Raw genomic sequence first — 14881 nt, 5'->3', positions numbered from 1 at the left:
CAATAATTCCGTCGGAGGGTTGCCGGAAAAAATCCACCTTCCTACGTTGGACGGCGTGAACCCGACCAACGTGCAGGCCCTCGTGCGCCGCACCCACGAGGAGCGCGTGCTCGCCGCCCTCCGCGAGCGCGGCGGCCTCAGCCGCTCGCAGATCGCGGAGCGGGTCGGGCTCTCGCGCACCACGCTGTCGGAGATCACCGGGGTCCTCATCGGGCGCGGCGCCATCATCGTGACCAAGACCGACGGCGACGTACGCCGCGGCAGCGGCCGCCGCGCCGAGCTCCTGGCCCTCGACCCGTCGTCGGGCCAGTTCCTCGGCGTCGATCTCGGGCACACGCGCGTGCGCATGGTCGTGGCGGACGCCGCCCACGAGGAGCTCGCCAGCGGGGTCGCGACGTACGACGCCTCCCTCGGCTGGCCCGCACGCCGCCAGGCGGCGTTCGACCTGATCGACGCGGTGGCCGTGGAGCACGGCCTGCACTTCGGCGCCCTCCAGGGCATCGCCGTCGGCGTGGCCGGGCCCGACGCGGGAGCCCGGCACGCGGCGCACGAGGCGTTCGCCGAGCGGTTCGACTGCCCCGTCGTCGTGGACAACAACACCCGGCTGGCAGCGCTCGCCGAGGCGATGACCGAGGACACTCCCGGCGACCTCGCCTACGTGCGCCTCTCCGACGGCATCGGGGGTGGTCTCGTCATCGGCGGCCGCCTGGTCGCCGGCGGACTCGGTGCCGCCGGCGAGTTCGGCCACGTGCGCGTCGTCCGGGGCGACCAGCCAGGGGCGCGGTGCCGGTGCGGCAAGCGCGGCTGCCTGGAGACGGTCGCCTCGCTGCCCGCCGTCATCGCCGCCGCCGGCGTACCCGACGCCGCGGCGCTCGCCGCCGCCGTGGCCGCCGGCGACCCGGACGCGACCTCAGCCGTCGACACCGCCGCCGACGCGCTGGCCAAGGTCCTGGCCGACGCCGCGCTCGTGCTCAGCCCCGCCCGCATCGTCATCGGGGGCAGCCTGCCGCGCGTGGCTCCCCAGATCGTCGCCCGGGTCGCCGCCGCTGTCGGCGCCGAGCTGGCGGCGGTCGGCAGCGGCCTCCCGGACGTCCGCGCCGCCCGCCTGGACGACGAGGACGGCGTCCGCGGGGCGATCGCCGCGCTCTACCAGCAGTCGCCGCTGCTCGCGGGGTACGTCGACCCGCTCGAGCCGCCCACCACCGTCAGTCGAGGGAGCGCACGTGTCTGAGTCCGTCCTGGTGCAGGGTGCCGCGTCCGGCGGCGGCCTGCCGGACCCGCTGCCCACCGGCCCGCCACCGGTGTCCCGGCGCGGGCGCACGACGTCGCGGTGGCGGGGCCTCGCGCTCAACCTGCTGTCCGCGGTGCTGGGCATCGGCATCTGGTGGGGGTTCGCCGCGAGCGGCTACAACCTGCCGACACCGCCCGAGGTGGCCTCCCGGTTCGTCGACCTCATCAGGGCCGGCACCCTGCAGGAGGACGTGTTCGCCAGCCTGCGCCGGGTGCTGATCGGCTTCGCCCTCGGCGTCGCCGCCGCGGTGCCGGTCGGCTTCCTGATGGGCTGGTACCCGATCGCCCGGGGCCTCCTCGAGCCGTGGGTCCAGTTCTTCCGGACGATCCCGCCGCTGGCGCTGATCCCGCTGACCATCGTGCTGATGGGCATCGACGAGACCCCGAAGATCTTCGTGATCTTCCTGGCCGCCTTCCTCGCCTGCGTGATCGCGACGTTCCAGGGCGTGGTCAGCGTCGACCGGACCCTGATCAACGCCGCGCGGGTGCTCGGCGCCGGCGACCTGACGATCTTCCGACGGGTCGTCGTGCCGGCCTCGATGCCCTTCATCCTGGTCGGGATGCGCGTCGGGCTCGGCTCGTCGTGGGCCACCCTGGTGGCCGCCGAGATCATCGGCGCCCAGGAGGGCCTCGGCCACCGGATGCAGAACGCCCAGCTCTACTTCGACCTCCCGACGATCTTCGTCGGCGTCATCTCGATCGGCGTCCTGGGCCTGCTCATGGACCGCGCCCTGCTGGTCGCCGAACGTCGCCTCACCGTCTGGCAGGAGCGCCGATGACCACCGCACCCGTCCCCCTGGACGCGCCGAAGATCTCGGTGCGCCACGTCGGGAAGCGCTTCGACAACGGCTTCGTCGCCCTCGGCGACGTCTCGCTCGACGTCGAGGACAACGAGTTCGTCACCATCGTCGGCCCGTCCGGCTGCGGCAAGAGCACGCTGCTCAACATCCTCGCCGGCCTCGAGGAGCCCAGCGGCGGCGAGGCGCTCGTCGACGGCGTCCCGGTCGACGGCCCGGGCCCCGAGCGTGGCGTCATCTTCCAGCAGTACGCGCTCTTCCCCTGGCTCACGGTGCGGCAGAACATCGAGTTCGGGCTGCGCACCACGCGGGTCGCCAAGGCCGAGCGGCGCCGGCGCGTCGAGCACTACCTCGACCTGGTCGGGCTCACGGCGTTCGCCGACGAGCTGCCCAAGACCCTGTCGGGCGGCATGAAGCAGCGCTGCGCGATCGCCCGGGCGTACGCCGTGCACCCCGAGATCCTGCTGATGGACGAGCCCTTCGGCGCCGTCGACGCGCTGACCCGGGTCCGGCTCCAAGAGCAGCTGCTCGCCACCTGGAGCCAGGAGCGCCGCACGGTCGTCTTCATCACCCACGACGTCGACGAGGCGGTGTTCCTCGCCAACCGCGTGGTCGTCATGGCGGCGGGACCGGGCCGCATCCAGGAGATCGTCGAGGTCGACCTCCCCTACCCCCGGACCGAGGAGCTCCGACTGAGCCCGGAGTTCACCGCCCTCCGCAACCGCGTCTGGAGCGCGGTCTACCACCAAGGAGCCACTCCCTCGGGGGCGCCGCCGACGACGTCCTGACCACCTCGACCCCGTCCGGGTCCGGTACCTCGCCGGTCCCGCGGACGGCTGCTGCCTCCTGCAGGTCGCCGCGTCCGCACCAGATCACGAAGGAAGAACATGAAGAAGCTCCTCGCCGTCGCCGCCATCACCGCGACGCTCTCCACCGCCCTCACCGCCTGCGGCGGGTCCGACGACTCGGACGCCGGCACCAAGATCACGTTCGGCTACATCGGCGACTTCAACGGCACCAGCCTGCTGGCCGTGGCCGAGAAGGAGGGCCTCTGGAAGGACGCCGGCATCGACGTCGACACCAAGGTCTTCACCGACGGCCCGACCCAGATCACGGCACTCGGCGCCGGCAGCCTCGACTACGGCTACATCGGCCCCGGCGCGGTCTGGCTGCCGGCCTCCGGCCAGGCCAAGATCATCGCGGTCAACACCCTCGGCAACGCCGACCGGGTCATCGCCCAGCCGGGCATCGACTCGATCGAGGACCTCAAGGGCAAGAAGGTCGCCGTGCCCGAGGGCACCTCGGGCGACATGATCCTCGGTCTCGCGCTGGACGCGGCCGGCATGTCCCGCGACGACGTCGACATCGTGCCGATGGACCCGCCGACGATCGTCTCGGCCTTCAGCGCCGGCAAGGTCGACGCGGCCGGCACGTTCTACCCGTCGATCGACACCATCAAGCAGCAGGTCCCCGACCTGGTCGAGCTCGCCAAGGACAGCGACTTCTCCGACGACTTCTCCTTCCCCAACGCCTTCGTGGCCGGCAACGACACCCCCGACGCCACCAACGCGAAGGTGGTCGCCGTGCTGCGCGAGGCGATGGACTACCGGGCCGCGCACCCGGAGGAGGCGGTCAAGGCGACCGCGGACATGCTCGACCAGCCGGTGGACGCCGTCGAGAAGGACGCGAGCCACAACCAGCTGCTCACCTCCGAGGAGCTCGACGGCTACACGCAGGACGGCACCATCGACGCGTGGTTCTCGGCGCTCGAGGACTTCTTCGTCACCGCCGGCAAGCTGGACAAGCCGGTCGACCCGTCGGAGTTCTACCTGGGCGACGACTTCGTGGCGGCCGGCAAGTGACCGAACGGCGCAGGAACATCCTGTTCCTGATGACCGATCAGCACCGGGTCGACACCCTCGGCGCCTACGGCAACCCGCACGTGCCGACGCCCGCGGTCGACGAGCTCGCCCGGACGGGCACCCGCTTCGACCGGTGGTACACACCGACCGCGATCTGCACGCCGGCGCGCGCGAGCCTGCTCACGGGGCAGGCGCCGTTCCGCCACAAGGTCCTGGCCAACGCCGAGCGCAACGTCGGGTACGTCGAGGACCTGCCCGACGACGCGTTCACCTTCCCGGTCGCCCTCCGGGAGGCGGGCTACAACACCGGGCTCGTCGGGAAGTGGCACGCCGGCACCGTCCGTGAGCCCGCGGACTACGGCCTCGACGGGGTCCACCTGCCGGGCTGGCACAACCCGGTCGACCACCCGGACTACCTCGCCTACCTGGACGAGCGCGGGCTCCCGCCGTACGCGATCAGCGACCGGATCCGCGGCACGCTGCCCAACGGCGGGCCCGGCAACCTGCTGGCCGCGCGCCTGCACCAGCCCGTCGAGGCGACGTTCGAGCACTACCTGGCCACGCGGGCCATCGAGCTGCTCGAGCGGTACGCCGAGGACGTCCATCGCGACGACAAGCCGTTCTACCTCGGCCTGCACTTCTTCGGACCGCACCTGCCCTACGTCATCCCCGACCACTACTTCGACCTGATCGACCCGGAGTCCGTCGAGCTGCCGCGGTCGATCGCGGAGACGTTCGAGGGCAAGCCGGCGGTGCACGCCAACTACAGCGCGCACTGGACCTTCGACACGATGCCGATCGAGGTGACGCGCAAGCTGATCGCCGTCTACTGGGGCTACGTCGCCCTGATCGACGAGCAGGTGGCCCGGGTGCTGGCCGCAGCGGACAGGCTCGGCCTGCGCGACGACACGGCCGTCTTCTTCACGTGCGACCACGGCGAGTTCACCGGCAGCCACCGGCTGCACGACAAGGGCCCGGCGATGTACGAGGACATCTACCGCACGCCCGGGATCGTCCGGATCCCTGGCGGACCGGAGGGCGAGGTGCGCCAGGAGTTCGTGAGCCTGCTCGACTGCACGGCGACCATCCTCGACCTGGCGGGGCTGGACCAGGCGCCGGCCGTCGACTCCCGCAGCCTGCTGCCGCTCGTGCGCGGCGAGCAGCCGGAGTGGGCCGACGACATCGTCGCGGAGTTCCACGGCCACCACTTCCCGTACCCCCAGCGGATGTTGCGCGAGGACCGCTTCAAGCTCGTGGTGAACCCGGCCGACACCAACGAGCTCTACGACCTGCACACCGATCCCGACGAGCTGCAGAACCGCTACCACCACCCGGAGATGGCGTCCGTCCGCGGGCGGATGATGCACCGGCTCTACACGCTGCTGCGGGAGCGGGACGACCGGTTCTACCACTGGATGACGTCGATGTACGACGTCGGCGAGCTCGACTACGACCCGATGATGAGCGGGCTCGACGAGTCGACGTACGTGCAGGTGCCATGACCCGGCGCCCCAACGTGGTGGTCGTGCTCACCGACGACCACGCCGCGCACGCCATCTCGGCGTACGGCTCCGTCGTGAACACCACCCCGCGCATCGACGAGATCGGTGCGCTGGGGTGGCGCTTCGACCACTGCTTCGCGACCAACAGCCTGTGCTCGCCGAGCCGCGCGTCGATCCTCACCGGCACCTACAGCCACGTGAACGGGGTGACGACCCTGGAGACGCCCATCGACGCGAGCCAGCCGACCTTCGTCTCGCAGCTCAAGGAGGCGGGCTACCGCACCGCGCTCTTCGGCAAGTGGCACCTGGGCGAGGGGTCCGGTCACGACCCCGAGGGCTTCGACGAGTGGCAGGTCTTCGTCGAGCAGGGAGAGTACGTCGACCCGCAGCTGCTCGGCCGCGACGGCCTCCGGGTCGTCCCGGGATACGCCACCGAGATCGTCACCGACCTCGCGCTGGAGTGGGTCGACTCGCTGCCTGGCGACGACCCCTGGTGCGTGCTGGTGTGGCACAAGGCGCCACACCGCCCCTGGATCCCCGACCCGTCCCGGTCCCGGCGACCTTCGGCGACGACTACGCCACCCGGTCGTCGTCGACCCGCCGCGCGGCGATGCGGATCGCCGAGCACCTCACCCAGGAGGACCTCAAGGAGGACCCTCCGGCCGGGCTGTCCTACGACGAGCTCGCGCTCTGGAAGTACCAGCGCTTCATGGAGGACTACCTGGCCTGCGTCGCGTCCGTCGACGACAACGTCGGCCGGGTCGTCGACCGCCTCCGCGAGCGGGGCGACCTCGACGACACGCTGCTGGTCTACGCCTCCGACCAGGGCTTCTTCCTCGGCGACCACGGCTGGTTCGACAAGCGGTTCATGTACGAGGAGTCGCTGCGGATGCCGCTGCTGCTCAGCTATCCCCGGCGTCTCGCGGGCGCCGGCGTCTTCGACGGCATCGTCTCCAACGTCGACTGGGCCCGCTCGATCCTCGACGCCTGTGGCGTCGAGCCGCACCCGCGGATGCAGGGCCGGAGCTTCTGGCCCGACCTCCTCGGCGAGCCGACCGAGCCACCCGCCACGGGCTTCTACTACCGCTACTGGGAGCACGACGACGTCTTCCACAAGGCACCGGCCCACTACGGCTACCGCACCGAGCGGCACAAGCTCGTGTACTTTTACAACGACGGCCTCGGCCTGCCCGGCACCGGGGGCGGGACCTACCCCGGCGAGTGGGAGCTCTACGACCTCGCCGCGGACCCGCACGAGCTGCGCAACGTCGCCGACGACCCGGCGTACTCCGCCGTGCGCGCGGAGCTGGAGGTCGCGATGTGGCGCGAACAGGCCCGCGTCGGCGACGCTCCGCACCCCAGCCAGACCCGACCACCCGGATCGTGAGGAGTCACCGACCGCAAAGGGGGCAGGATGGTCGGGATGCGACAGCCAGGCACGCGCGCCGGCCGCGCGTACGCCTGCGCCCTGGTGGCGGCGACCGCGCTGATGCTGGTCCTCGCCCCGCTCGCCGGCCCGCTCGGGGACGCGTCGGCCGACCCGAACACGGTGGGACCGGCGCCCCGCTCGCCCTCCGCGGGCACGCTCGCACTGGATCCCGGCGACTGGGACGCCCAGCCGGACGCCTTCCGCGGCGACTGGGTCGTCATGCAGCCGTGGGAGTACGACCGGATCCCCGCCCTCAAGGAGCAGAACCCCAACGTGCGGGTCCTGATGTACAAGGACGTCACGGCCACGGTCTCGAACGCGTGCGTCACCGGTCCGACCGGAAAGTGCGACCAGGACCAGGAGATCCTGCCGGCCGGCGTCGGCTACTGGTCGGCGCTGCGGGACCACCCCGACTGGTTCCTGCGCACCGCGGAGGGCGACACCATGGAGTGGTCGGACTGGCCCGGCCTGCACCCCATGGACATCACCAACCCCGACTACCAGCAGGCCTGGACCGACTCGGTGGTGTCCGAGCTCCAGGCCCACGACTGGGACGGCGTGATGATGGACGACGTGCTCACCCGGCTGTCCCACACGGTGGTCGGCGACGCCGTCTCGCCCCAGGTCCCGGACGACGCCGCGATGTACGCCGCGACCACGTCGTTCCTGAGCAACGTCGGCCCGCAGATCACCGCGGCCGGCTACCTCGCGATGCCCAACGTGACGGTCTACGAGGACAACTGGCGCCCGACGCTGGAGCAGTGGACGCCGTACGTCTCCGGGTGGGAGTTCGAGTACCTCGTGAAGTACGGCTTCGGCGAGGACCAGCCGTTCGGTGACGAGGACTGGCAGTGGCGGTTCGACCTGATCTCGTGGGCGGCCGAGTACGACGTCCCGGTGCTGGCCGTGACCTACGGGACGTCGTACGACGAGGCCGCGCAGCTCTACCACCGCGCGACCTGGCTGCTCGCGTGGAACGGCCGCACCGGCGCCTCGATGTACGTCCCCGAGGAGTCGGGCGTCTCGTTCTGGCTGAGCGGGGCGACCGCGGACGTCGGGGCGCCGGCCGGCCCCGTCGAGACGCCGGCCGCCGGCGTCCGGCTGCGCCCGTACGCCGAGGGGGTCGCGGTCGTCAACAGCGGCGACGAGACCAGGACCGTGCCCCTGGGCGGCCGGTACCTCGTCCGCGGGGAGCCGGCGGACCGGGTCGAGCTCGGCCCCCGCAGCGCCGCGGTGCTCAGCTCCGCCTTGCCGTGAGCAGCAGGTACTCCCACTCCATCCGGCCCTCGGCCAGGGCGTCGTCGCCCAGCGCGGCGAGCGCCGCGTCGAGCGCGGCGACCCGGGACGGGTCGTCGGCGATCGAGCGGTAGACCATGATCGTGGGCCCGTAGGTCGCCTTGAAGAAGTCGCGGAAGTCCGCGCCGGTCGCGAACCGGTCGACGACCAGCGTCTCCCGGACGGCGACCACGTCGGTGACCCGGTCGCCCAGGAGCGCGCGCACGTGGGCCTCGTCGCCCCACAGGGGCGGCGGCTGCGCGCCCGGCGGTGGCGCCGGCGCGTAGGGCTTCATGGTCGCGAACATCCGGCCGATGAAGCCCTCCGGCGTCCAGCTGAGCAGCCCGATCCGGCCACCGGCGCGGACGACGCGCACCAGCTCGTCGGCGGCGTCCTGGTGCCGCGGCGCGAACATCACGCCCACGCACGACAGCGCCACGTCGAACTCGCCGTCGTCGTACGGCAGGGCCTGGGCGTCGTCGCAACGCCAGTCCAGGTCGAGGCCCTCGGCCTCGGCGGTGGCGCGCCCGGTGACGAGCAGGGCCTGCGTGACGTCGGAGGCGACCACGTCGGCGCCGGTGCGCGCGGCGGGCAGGGCCGCGTTGCCGGTGCCGGCCGCCACGTCGAGGACGTGCTGGCCGGAGTGGACGCCCGTGGCCTCGACGACGCGCGGTCCGAGTGGCGCGATGATCTCCGTGGCGACGGCGTGGTAGTCGCCGAGAGCCCAGAGGGGAGTGGGGTTCTGAGTGGTTGCTGTGGTGGTCGTTGTCATGCGTCGAGCATCCGGTGAGGTGGCCCGCCCCCTCCAGTGCCAGCTCTGAACCACCAGCGGTTCACGATCTGTACTGGTGCCGACCCGGCGGCCGGCGGTCTACTGGTCCGAGAGCGAACGGGAGGTGTGGCATGTCGTCCTACGGACAGTTCTGCCCGGTGGCGAAGGCGATGGAGGTGCTCGACGAGCGGTGGACGCTGCTCGTCGTGCGCGAGCTGATGGCGGGCAGCACCCGCTTCAACGAGCTGCGGCGGGGCAACCCCAAGATGTCGCCCGCGCTGCTCTCCAAGCGACTGCGCTCCCTCGAGCGCGCCGGTGTCGTGCGCCGCGACGAGGTCGACGGCCGCACCAGCTATCACCTCACCGAGTGCGGCCTGGAGCTCAAGCCGGTCGTCGAGGGCCTCGGCGCCTGGGGCATCCGCTGGATCGGGGAGCTCGGCGAGGACGACCTCGACCCGCACCTGCTGCTCTGGGACATCCGCCGGTCGGTGCCGCTCGACGCGTGGCCGCGACGGCGCACGGTGGTCCGGTTCGAGTTCACCGACCAACCCGCCGGTACGGCGCGGTGGTGGCTCTGCGTCAGCGGCGACGACGCCGACGTGTGCGACTACGACCCGGGCTTCGACGTCACCGCCTCGGTCGTCACCACCCTGTCCACGATGGTGCGGCTCTGGCGCGTCGACCGCACCTGGGCCGACGCGCTGCGCACCGGCGACGTCCGGATCGACGCGCCCTCCGCCGTACGCCGGGAGGTCCCGGCGTGGCTCGGGCAGATGTCGCTGGGCGCCGTACCGCACCCGGTCCGGGCGTAGAGTCCTGCCAACTACTCGGAGGGACACCACCATGGACACCTTCACGATCGTGCTCATCGTCCTCGGCGCCGCGCTCGTCGTCGGCATTGTCGTCAGCCAGGTGCGCGGCCGGCGCTCCCGCCACCACATCGCGCAGAACGCGCCGATGGACAGCAACGACAACAACTCGGCGCACTACATGTCGCGGACCAACATCCACAACGGCAACGACTTCGGCGGCACCGCCGGTGGCCTCTGACGCGCTGGGCGCCACACTGACCCCGTGACCGACGAGCCCACGATCCAGGACCTCAGCTCCGTCGCGTGGCCGGTGCGCACCGCCCGGCTGACGATCCGGCCGATGCGGGCGGAGGACGTCGAGACGATGTGGGCGTACCGCCGCCTCCCGTCGATGTGGGAGTGGATCAGCCACGACTTCTCCACCCTGGAGCGGTTCGTCGAGAAGATGTCGCCGCCGGCCTCCCTCTCCCGGACCCTGGTCGTCGAGCTCGACGGGCGGATCGTGGGCGACCTCTACCTCGGCATCTCCGACGCCTGGTCGCAGAGCGACGTCGCCGAGCAGGCGCAGGGCGTGCAGGCCGAGATCGGCTGGGCGGTCGACCCGGCGTTCGCCGGGCAGGGGATCGCCACCGAGGCGGCCGCGGAGCTGCTGCGGATCTGCTTCGAGGACCTCGGGCTGCGGCGCATCCAGGCCCTCTGCTTCGCCGACAACGTGCCGTCGTGGCGGCTGATGGAGCGGATCGGCATGCGGCGCGAGGAGTACGCCGTACGCGACTCGCTGCACCGCACCAAGGGCTGGCTCGACGGGATGACGTACGCCGTGCTCGCCGACGAGTGGCGCGAGCGGCAGGCCTAGGCGGACCAGACCATCGTCTGCTGGTGCATCCGCTCGCCGGCGTACCGCATGCCCGGCACCACCGGGTTGTCGCCGTACCTCTCGAAGCCGACGCGCTCGAAGAACGCGACGGCGCGGTGGTTCTCGGCCGAGGTCTGCAGGTAGCAGCCCGGCGACCCGACCTCGCGGAGCCGCGCGAACCACAGCTCCACCAGCCGGTCGGCGGCACCGGAGCCGCGGGCCTCGGGCATCAGGTCGATGTGCAGGTGGCTGGGCCAGCGGGGGTCGCTGAGCTCCCCGGCGGTCGGGACGCGGCGCAGCCGGAGGTACGCCGTGTCGAGGGCCGCGCGCACGAAGAACCGGCGCGGGCCGGGCATCCGGAAGAGGCGGTGCTTCCGGATAGCCGCCGACGTCCGGTCCTCCTCGCTCGGGAAGCGGGACTCGTCGACGCAGCCGACCAGGTAGCCGGCCGGGCGGCCGTCGACGGTGACGACGAAGGCCGAGTCGGGCTCGAGGTCGAGGTACGGCGTCAGGTAGACCTCGGCGAGCGAGGCGTGGTGCCCCCACACCTCGGAGCTCGGCGCACCGGCACCGGCCGCCTCGAACACGACGTCGACCAGCTCGTCGCGGTCGGCGACGTCGTACGGACGGACCTCGATCTGGGGCACGCCCCAGGGTCCCACCTCGCTGCCTAGGCTGGACCCCATGTACCTGGAGAACATCGTCATCGATGCCCTCGACGCGCAGCAGCTGGGCCGGTTCTGGGAGGCGGTGCTCGGCACCGAGCGGCTGACCGACGAGCCCGGCGTCTACGAGACCCGGCTCGCCATCGACGGCGAGGCGTACCTCGACCTGTGCTTCCCGGAGGTGCCGGCCGCGCCGGCCGACCCGCTGCGGCTGCACCTGGACCTCCTGGGCGGGGCCGGCCAGGCCGAGGTCGTCGACCGGCTGCTCGGGCTGGGCGCGCGGCACCTCGACATCGGGCAGGGCGACGTGCCGTGGGTGGTCCTCGCCGACCCGGAGGGCAACCCCTTCTGCGTGATGGAGGAGCGGGCGGCGTACGCCGGCACCGGGCCGATCGCCGCCCTCCCGCTCGACTCCGCCGACCCGGACCGCGACGCCGCCTTCTGGTCCTGGCTGACCGGCTGGGTCGACGCCCCGGGGGTGGCCCCCCGGACCCTGCGCCACCCCTCGCTGCGTGGTCCGCTGCTGGAGCTGTGCCCCGAGCCGGCGCCCAAGACCGCGGCCAAGAACCGGATCCACCTCGACGTCCGGCTCGAGCGCGGCGAGGACGCCGACGAGGCCGAGGCCCGCATCGCCGAGCGCGGCGGCAGCCGGGTCCCCCCGCAGTGGGGCGAGCTGCCGTGGCGCACCTACACCGACCCGTCGGGCAACGAGTTCTGCGTGCTCCCGGCGCCTCAGCAGTAGCCGGCTCAGACCTGCGCGGTGGCGCCGTACACGTCGTCCATGTCGCCGACGGGCTTGAAGGCCGACAGTTGCTGCTTCCATCGCTATCGCACCCAGCCGGGAGCCTGGACGCATGGGTGGGTCTCGGTTTGTCACTGGCAGTCCGGCCAACGCGGTTGAATAGGTTGCAGCCAGCCGCGGAGCGGGCATTTGCTTCGCGGCCGAACAGATGCCTTCCGTGGAGGACAGATGGCCGATCGCCCCAGAGGACACGAGCTCGAGACGGAGTCCGAGCGAGCCCTCCTAAATGTGCTGCCAACGGCGTGGGTGATCCGTGACCTCACCAAGGGTGACTACGGAATCGACTGCGAGGTCGAGGTCTTCGAAAACGGCGCAACCACGGGGCTGACCTTCAAAGTTCAGCTGAAGGGCACAGATTCCAGCAAGCCGACGCGCTCTATACCCCTCGCAAAGTTCGGATACTGGCACTCGCTCGACGTTCCAGTCCTTATCGCGCTGTGGCATTCAAAGTCTTCCAGCCTGCGCGCGGTCTGGTCTCACGCCCACGATCCAGGTCGCTTAAGCCCCAACCAAGAAACGACGACGGTCCGCTTCTTTCCTGAGCATGATCTGAGTAGATGGTGGACGGACATACCGGACCAATTGCGACTCCTGAGGAGTATCCGGCGTGGCACGATCACGTTTCCGCTCCCGATCCGCGCCGTCGGCGCGGGCCCGGTGGTCGCCGCAAGGCTGCACCTAGCCCTCCGGCAAGAACTTCGCTCCCGCGACCTCGAGAGCGTCTTCCTTGCCGATGCCGGTGATGGCCCGGCCATTACAGCAGAACTGACTGCCTCGGAACTCAGAGTCTCGCTGCCCCTTAACGTGCGGTCGTTGACCATCCACGGCGCCCGAGGGTCAGTGACCCGAGACTCTGCGCTTGCATCTAGTGCCGCGGTCGATGTTCTCGCGATGGCCGCGCTACTGATCTCTCCGATCGGAACTGGACAGCACGCCAGTAAGGTTCTGTCGAGCACGGCCATCGACTCCAACATCTTTCAGGTCGACACTGGCGAGGAGGCGCTTCATCAGGTCGTCTCGACGCTCCGCGACTCTGGAGAGAGCGAGGCCCTCGTCAGACTAGTCGAGTTCATCGCCACCGAAAGTCACTTAGCCGGAACCGCGGCAGAGGCTCATATTTGGATGGCCGCAACTGCAGGCCCGCTGGAAGCCGGACTGGCTACGCGCCTCGCGGACGCAATGCGCCAGCGATCCGACGACACTCGGGCCGGCGACCCCGAGACCTCCGCGCGATATCTCTTTAACGCCGGCCAGGTCCTCTTACACAACCACCTGTGGGCCGAGGGAGTTGCCTTGCTCGACGCCCTGGAGACATTCAGTGATGTTTACGAGGGCGAGCCGGAATTTTACCGGGGCCGCGCTCAGGGTCACTGGTGGTTAAACAGTCTGGAACTTGCCCTGCTCGACTATCAGCGCGCGTGGGATCTGGGGCTCAGGGATGCCGCTCTCGTTGACGCTCTCAGCGATGCGCTCATGTACGCAGGACGCTACGAGGAGGCGCTAGCGATCGCAAGTACGCCTAGCGTGGACGATGCTGCCGCGCGCACTATCCTCCGACGGATCGTGCTCCGTGATCTCATGGCGATGACCGGGGTCCGTCAACAGGATCGACTCGAGCTCGATGCCGCTGAGTGCGATGCCCTCACGGCATCCGACGACGCTGAGTCAATCCGCGGCATGCTCGTTGAACGTGATGCGCTCGCGCCGACGCTACTGATCCGGCTTGCGGAGTTGACCAGCACATCCGCGACTGGGGGTGCAATTCTCCTCGCGTTGTGGAACGAGGAAGTCGCGATGCTCTGGGTGCTGGCCATTGTGCAGGCCGTCGCGAGCGCCGAGCAACGTGAAGTTGTCGAAGCGCTTGCACGCGCGGGCAGCCATGCCAGCAGCGAGTTCCTTGATGCCTTCAGTGAGGTCGCTGCGGACGCATCGACAGATTGCCAGGCACACGAGTGGGACGCGATCGAAGAATGGGTCTATGGCGCAGCAGCATCGAATCCGTTTCGGAAAGGCGGGCTTCGACCCCTAGGTCTACACCACGCGAACGAAGGTCAATCGCCTGACCATCCGACCGAGAGATCGGACGGCTAACCAGGCCGGCGCATCCCAACGGCACTGCGCGTCAGGTCCTCGAGCGCCTGCGGCAACGAGAGGGCGCTCTCCGGGAACGACTGCACGTTGGCCGTGACGACCCGCAGCGGTGTGACCTTCGTGGGCATCGGACCTCCCGCCCTCCGTGCCGGGCGCCCGACCGCCCAGTCCGTCCTGCCAGGGTCACGCGACGACGCGGCTCGCTTCCATAGCCACGGAGGGTGGTCGTGCTGGCAGGTGGAAGCCGTAGGTCACGGTGGCGCCGTCCCGGTCGCATACGGCGTCGGGTGCCTGCCGGGCGACCATCCGGGCGACCGCCGTGTTGGTCGCGCTCGCGTAGACCTCGATGCGCTCGAGCCCGCGCGCGCCTAGGTCGGCGACCAGTGCGTCGGCGAGGACGGTCCCGATCCCCCGTCCCTGGTGGGAGTCCGCCACCAGGAGGGCGATCTCGGCAACAGGCGCGGCGCTGACGCGCACCCACATCCCGTGCGCGACCAGCCGGTCGCCGGCGAACGCCAGCAGCGCCGCCCCGCGGAGTCCGTCCGGCAGCAGGGCGGTGACCACCGACGCCGCCGGCTCCCGGCCGAGGCCGGTCTGGAAGCGGAGGTACGCCGACTCCGCGGAGATCTCGCGCAGCAGGCGCAGGACCAGGGCGTGGTCGCGCGGCGTGGCCGGGCGGATGCGCAGCCTCATGGCGAACCTCCCGACGGGTTGAGTAAACAATACGA

General features: G+C 70.8%; 16 protein-coding genes and 1 pseudogene. 13 read left to right on the top strand and 4 right to left on the bottom strand.

The window, feature by feature from the left end:
- Positions 1-55: 55 nt before the first annotated feature.
- The 8 genes and pseudogenes from ABEA34_RS12225 (at position 56) to ABEA34_RS12190 (ending at position 8137) form a co-directional block, all read left to right on the top strand.
- Positions 56-1231 (top strand): ROK family transcriptional regulator, encoded by a 1176-nt coding sequence (locus tag ABEA34_RS12225; RefSeq protein WP_345521538.1) that lies wholly within the window; start codon positions 56-58, stop codon positions 1229-1231.
- Positions 1224-2069 (top strand): ABC transporter permease, encoded by an 846-nt coding sequence (locus ABEA34_RS12220; RefSeq protein ID WP_345521536.1) that lies wholly within the window; start codon positions 1224-1226, stop codon positions 2067-2069. Before ABEA34_RS12225 ends, ABEA34_RS12220 begins: the two co-directional genes overlap by 8 nt.
- Positions 2066-2875, top strand: a complete 810-nt coding sequence (locus ABEA34_RS12215; protein WP_345521534.1) for an ABC transporter ATP-binding protein — start codon at positions 2066-2068, stop codon at positions 2873-2875. The genes ABEA34_RS12220 and ABEA34_RS12215 overlap by 4 nt, the downstream gene beginning before the upstream one ends.
- Positions 2876-2974: 99 nt before the next feature.
- Positions 2975-3949 carry an aliphatic sulfonate ABC transporter substrate-binding protein gene (locus ABEA34_RS12210; RefSeq protein WP_345521533.1) on the top strand — a complete coding sequence of 325 codons (975 nt, stop codon included), beginning with the start codon at positions 2975-2977 and terminating at the stop codon, positions 3947-3949.
- Positions 3946-5451 carry a sulfatase family protein gene (locus tag ABEA34_RS12205; protein ID WP_345521532.1) on the top strand — a complete coding sequence of 502 codons (1506 nt, stop codon included), beginning with the start codon at positions 3946-3948 and terminating at the stop codon, positions 5449-5451. Before ABEA34_RS12210 ends, ABEA34_RS12205 begins: the two co-directional genes overlap by 4 nt.
- Positions 5448-5969 (top strand): annotated as a pseudogene (locus ABEA34_RS12200) (sulfatase-like hydrolase/transferase); the annotation flags it as partial. The gene ABEA34_RS12205 and the pseudogene ABEA34_RS12200, both read left to right, overlap by 4 nt.
- 92 nt (positions 5970-6061) lie before the next feature.
- A complete protein-coding gene (locus ABEA34_RS12195; RefSeq protein WP_345522783.1) occupies positions 6062-6838 on the top strand; it encodes a sulfatase/phosphatase domain-containing protein in 777 nt (258 codons plus the stop codon).
- 36 nt (positions 6839-6874) lie between these two features.
- Complete coding sequence (locus tag ABEA34_RS12190) at positions 6875-8137, top strand: putative glycoside hydrolase (RefSeq protein WP_345521531.1); 1263 nt, start codon at positions 6875-6877, stop codon at positions 8135-8137.
- On the opposite strand, the gene ABEA34_RS12185 is transcribed toward ABEA34_RS12190, so the two are convergent.
- Complete coding sequence (locus ABEA34_RS12185; protein ID WP_345521530.1) at positions 8118-8927, bottom strand: class I SAM-dependent methyltransferase; 810 nt, start codon at positions 8925-8927, stop codon at positions 8118-8120. The genes ABEA34_RS12190 and ABEA34_RS12185 overlap by 20 nt on opposite strands.
- 131 nt (positions 8928-9058) lie before the next feature.
- Between ABEA34_RS12185 and ABEA34_RS12180 the strand changes: the two genes are divergently transcribed.
- From ABEA34_RS12180 to ABEA34_RS12170, 3 genes are read left to right on the top strand one after another with little or no spacing between them, the layout of a single operon-like run.
- A complete protein-coding gene (locus ABEA34_RS12180; RefSeq protein ID WP_345521529.1) occupies positions 9059-9739 on the top strand; it encodes a winged helix-turn-helix transcriptional regulator in 681 nt (226 codons plus the stop codon).
- 31 nt (positions 9740-9770) lie between these two features.
- The gene (locus ABEA34_RS12175; protein WP_345521528.1) at positions 9771-9977 is read left to right on the top strand and encodes a hypothetical protein; all 207 of its coding nucleotides are present in this window, start codon (positions 9771-9773) and stop codon (positions 9975-9977) included.
- Between the two features lie 24 nt (positions 9978-10001).
- A complete protein-coding gene (locus tag ABEA34_RS12170) occupies positions 10002-10595 on the top strand; it encodes a GNAT family N-acetyltransferase (RefSeq protein ID WP_345521527.1) in 594 nt (197 codons plus the stop codon).
- Here ABEA34_RS12170 and ABEA34_RS12165 read toward each other — a convergent pair.
- A complete protein-coding gene (locus tag ABEA34_RS12165) occupies positions 10592-11242 on the bottom strand; it encodes a GNAT family N-acetyltransferase (RefSeq protein ID WP_345521526.1) in 651 nt (216 codons plus the stop codon). The genes ABEA34_RS12170 and ABEA34_RS12165 overlap by 4 nt on opposite strands.
- A gap of 37 nt (positions 11243-11279) precedes the next feature.
- On the opposite strand from ABEA34_RS12165, the gene ABEA34_RS12160 reads away from it, so the two are divergent.
- Both ABEA34_RS12160 and ABEA34_RS12155 read left to right on the top strand, forming a co-directional pair.
- On the top strand, positions 11280-12002 hold the full coding sequence (locus tag ABEA34_RS12160) for a VOC family protein (protein ID WP_345521525.1): 723 nt from the start codon (positions 11280-11282) through the stop codon (positions 12000-12002).
- Between the two features lie 228 nt (positions 12003-12230).
- Entirely contained in the window at positions 12231-14153 is a 1923-nt protein-coding gene (locus ABEA34_RS12155; RefSeq protein ID WP_345521523.1) for a DUF4365 domain-containing protein, read from the top strand.
- On the opposite strand, the gene ABEA34_RS12150 is transcribed toward ABEA34_RS12155, so the two are convergent.
- The gene (locus ABEA34_RS12150; protein ID WP_345521522.1) at positions 14150-14281 is read right to left on the bottom strand and encodes a hypothetical protein; all 132 of its coding nucleotides are present in this window, start codon (positions 14279-14281) and stop codon (positions 14150-14152) included. The two genes, ABEA34_RS12155 and ABEA34_RS12150, sit on opposite strands and share 4 nt — an antisense overlap.
- A 55-nt stretch (positions 14282-14336) precedes the next feature.
- The gene (locus ABEA34_RS12145; RefSeq protein ID WP_345521521.1) at positions 14337-14846 is read right to left on the bottom strand and encodes a GNAT family N-acetyltransferase; all 510 of its coding nucleotides are present in this window, start codon (positions 14844-14846) and stop codon (positions 14337-14339) included.
- Positions 14847-14881: the final 35 nt, after the last annotated feature.

This window comes from Nocardioides conyzicola (genome assembly GCF_039543825.1).
GTDB classification, from domain to species: Bacteria; Actinomycetota; Actinomycetes; order Propionibacteriales; family Nocardioidaceae; genus Nocardioides; species Nocardioides conyzicola.
The sequence above is the reverse complement of the archived record's forward strand: the minus strand, read 5'-3'. Positions and strand labels throughout refer to the sequence as shown.